This is a genomic window from Streptococcus sp. 1449 (assembly GCF_013276805.1).
Classification (GTDB): Bacteria; Bacillota; Bacilli; order Lactobacillales; family Streptococcaceae; genus Streptococcus; species Streptococcus pseudopneumoniae.
The window spans coordinates 1-3,187 of the sequence record NZ_VMLS01000084.1 but is presented as its reverse complement, the minus strand read 5'-3'; the positions used below and the strand labels follow the sequence as shown (position 1 = coordinate 3,187).

The following is a 3,187-nucleotide window of genomic DNA, read 5'->3' as shown; positions in this document are numbered from 1 at the left end:
AGATGATAACTCTTATTATCTGAATAACATTAAAATTGAAATAGATTTTCCAAGAAGATCAACTTGGTTGCTAGCTCCTTTAGAAAAAATTGTAACAACTATTTCAGCTAAACCTTATCAAATAAAACAGTCTGAAATTGTAAAAGAGGGCAAGATCCCAGTAGTTAGTCAATCTAAAATATTAGTTGAAGGATTTTCTAATAATTTTTCTAAGATTCTAGACTATAAAACAGACGTTGTAATATTTGGTGACCATACAAGAAATCTTAAGATTATAGACTTCCCTTTTGTTGTTGGTGCAGACGGAGTAAAAATTCTGTCTCCAATTTGCTTATCTGCAAAATTTTTAAAATACCACTTAGACTATACGCTATTATTTGTTAGGAACAGGGGCTATGCTCGACATTATTCGTATCTAAAATCTAAAATAATAGGTATCCCTTCAGTTTTAGAACAAAAGAGAATTGTCGCTAAAATTGACTTACTTTTTCAAAAAGTTTCTCAGCTTTAGTAATTATTAATTTTTGTGTACGTATACCTGGAAAATTAATTATAGTTTGAGAAAATCTAGTTTTGTTTAATATAGGAATAGTGGTAGATGATGTATTGTTCTTGAATTGTTTTTGCATAAAATCAGACTGTATAGCTAAAAGTAAAAATTTTGAGTTGACAAAATTAAATACTTCTATGCCATGCATTTGTTGATTGAACGCTCCATCAACACGAACAATCCCAGCAATTCCAATATTTCCAATACCATTTATTAAAATAGAACCTGCTTTTATTTTTCTGGATTTTGTATTTCCTAGAACCGATAAATATTCAGTTGCATTGTATAGTTCTCCTTGTAATAAATCAGCAGGTTTATAGAATGGTATTTCGCCACCGTAGTTTTCAGGGCTATTTTTAGATGGCGTGTTACCAGTACTAATTATTCCTATATAATTTAATGTTGTCTGTACCCAATTCATAGGTATCTTCCCATAATAAGAGCCATAATCACAAAAAAATAGCAGATAGTCAATTTGACCACCTGTTATTTTTTTACCAATTAACAATTTTATCTACAATATTTTGTTGTTCGGTAGCTGTTTTCCTTAGATAAATTCGAGTAGTTTCTATACTTTCGTGTCCCATCAAATCTGCAAGCAAGGCAATATCATTATACTTCGATAAAAAATTCTTAGCAAATAAATGTCTAAAAGAATGAGGGTAAATTACTTTAGGATTCATTTTGTATTTATCAGCATAATTTTTTAACTGTTGAGCAACTCCTCTTGCTGTAATTGGTTCATTAAATTTATTCAAAAATAAATAACCACTTCGGCGATTTTCTGATTCTAACCAACTAAGACAACTATTTCTTAATTTTTTAGGAATGTACAGTCTACGAATTTTACCACCTTTTGAGTAAATGTCAAAATAACCGATTTCTACATGCTCTACTTTTAGTTTAATAAGCTCACTTACACGAGCCCCAGTTGCACCTAAAAACCAAACGACAAAATGCCATTTTAAAATACCATCTTTTTTCAAACTACGTTTAAGAAAAAGGTAATCAGCATGGCTAATGACATCTTCTAAAAACGGTTTTTGCTGTACTTTTACAAATTTTAATTTCAAATCATCATGACCAATAAAAGTCAGATATTTATTTACTCCTTGTAGTCGCAAATTGACAGTTTTAGGTTTAAAATTGTCTAATAAATATCCCTTGTATTCAAATAAATCTTCCATTTTGAGTTCATAATTCTCCAAGAAAAATCGAACACCATAAAGGTACGAACGCACAGTATTTTCAGCTAAACCAGCTTTCTTCAAATGTAATTCAAATTCTTTCAACGTAAAACTCCTATCTTATGTTTGATAGAAATTCCACCGCACGTAAAACTATTATACTAAATTAGTGCGTCAATATGGGCGAAAAATTGTTCGATTTTATCAACGATTCTGGATTGTTCAGGAAGGGGTGGGAGGGGGATTAGAATAGAAGCAACTTTATCACTATTCAAGTTTTTCACAACAGCTCCACTAATTAGAGATAAAAATTGAGAATAAACTACATTTGATGAAAGAATATAGAATAGGTAATCTCTATTTAATGAGTTTTCATAGTTCGAAATAGCCAACCATCCATCGTGTATTGCACCATCAACATTCAAAATATAAGGTCTACCAAAACTCATAGAATTAGTTAACAAAAATGTACCTTTTTTTACAAATCTAGTTTTGTTAAGCCCTGATTTTTTGATTTTTTCTTTAACATTATTTATATACTTTTCACCCTTTTCAGTATCACCTATTTTTATCCAATTTATTCCATCTACTTCGGAAGTAAGATAATCTTTGATTGGTCGTGGAGAACCACCTCTAACAATTTCAACCAATGTAGAAAACCTCACCCACTCCCAACTTTTTGGTATTTCATAAGGAACTTCCTCATAATAAGAGTTATCATCTCCTTGGGAAACAATTGAAATCTCCAAATCTTTCTTTTTAATCTTACCTTCTTCAAAGAGTTTTTGTTTTTCTGATCGTATTTTTTCAAGTAAAACTTCGACTGGTTCATCATTTGGGTCTTGTTCAACTAATTTTCCTTGCATAGCATATTGAAGAATAGATTTTTTTAGTTTATCTGGAAATTCTTTATCTAGCTGTTCTAGTCTATTATAACTTTCAGCATATTCATCTACTTTTTCTAAAGCTGATTCGATTGCTTCTACTATGCGTTGTTGTTCGGATAGTGGTGGGAGGGGGAATAAAAAATTTTTTATTGTTTGTAAAACTAAATTTTTATTTCCTACACCTCGGGTTCCTAATTTAGATTGTTTGAAAATTACGGGAGATTTTATAAGATGAACCATAAAATCTACGTCAATTGAAGATGTGAACTTCAACAATGCCAGACTAACAAAAATGCTAAACTCTTTATCTGTATCAACTTTTACTGGTATTCCAGTTGTTCCTACTTTCGAGAGTAATATATCGTTCATTTCTGGTTTTGTTCTTTTTGATAAGATAGCATGCTCTTCAACTGATATGTATTTTGTATTTGAAAAATCTAAAGTTCCCGAACTAATATCTCTTACTGATAAAAAAGGTATGCCCGTTTCTGTATAATGTGGTGTTGAGTGTGTTCCATCGTTTATTAATCTAGTTATATTTTCCAACCTCACCCACTCCCAAT

General features: G+C 30.7%; 4 protein-coding genes. 1 reads left to right on the top strand and 3 read right to left on the bottom strand.

Annotated elements, in window-relative coordinates; translation table 11 throughout:
• Window positions 1-511: restriction endonuclease subunit S (locus HT687_RS10850; RefSeq protein ID WP_240150227.1), on the top strand; the 511-nt coding region annotated here is incomplete at its 5' end.
• Here the strand turns inward: HT687_RS10850 and HT687_RS10845 are convergent.
• The 3 genes from HT687_RS10845 to HT687_RS12085 are packed head-to-tail and all read right to left on the bottom strand — an operon-like array spanning window position 471 to window position 3,176.
• The gene (locus tag HT687_RS10845) at window positions 471-1,058 is read right to left on the bottom strand and encodes a restriction endonuclease subunit S (RefSeq protein WP_226373516.1); all 588 of its coding nucleotides are present in this window, start codon (window positions 1,056-1,058) and stop codon (window positions 471-473) included. The two genes, HT687_RS10850 and HT687_RS10845, sit on opposite strands and share 41 nt — an antisense overlap.
• The gene (gene psrA / locus HT687_RS10840; RefSeq protein ID WP_023934726.1) at window positions 1,045-1,842 is read right to left on the bottom strand and encodes a tyrosine-type DNA invertase PsrA; all 798 of its coding nucleotides are present in this window, start codon (window positions 1,840-1,842) and stop codon (window positions 1,045-1,047) included. The genes HT687_RS10845 and psrA overlap by 14 nt, the downstream gene beginning before the upstream one ends.
• Before the next feature lie 56 nt (window positions 1,843-1,898).
• Window positions 1,899-3,176 (bottom strand): restriction endonuclease subunit S, encoded by a 1,278-nt coding sequence (locus HT687_RS12085; RefSeq protein WP_345890537.1) that lies wholly within the window; start codon window positions 3,174-3,176, stop codon window positions 1,899-1,901.
• Between the last annotated feature and the right edge of the window lie 11 nt (window positions 3,177-3,187).